The sequence below is a fragment of the Streptomyces sp. NPDC059456 genome (assembly GCF_042750055.1).
Taxonomy (GTDB): domain Bacteria; phylum Actinomycetota; class Actinomycetes; order Streptomycetales; family Streptomycetaceae; genus Streptomyces.
The window spans coordinates 1-370 of the sequence record NZ_JBHYVA010000293.1; positions in this window are offsets into that span (position 1 = coordinate 1).

The following is a 370-nucleotide window of genomic DNA, read 5'->3' on the forward strand; positions in this document are numbered from 1 at the left end:
GCCGTCGGGGGTCCCGCCTAAGAGCAAAATAAACCCCCGGGGTCCCGCCGCGCGGGCAACCGGCTGACCACAAACCCCACGGGCCCGTACACAGCCGCGTACGGGCCCTTCGGCGTACCGGTGCGCGGGCCTGCACCGGGGTCCCTCCCGGCGGTCCGCGCGCGGCCCGCACGGGGCCCGTGCCCCGCCTCCGCAAGGGCTGCGCACCTTGCGCTCCGAGCGAACAGTTCGGGAAGCGGGATGGCGTTGTCCGACCTGCGCGTTAGGGTCCATGAATACGAGGGCACGGGAGTACCCGGACGCCGGCGGGGGGGGGGGGGGCCGCGGGCGCGCGCCCCCCCCCCACGCGCCGGAGAGAGGGGGTGCGCGG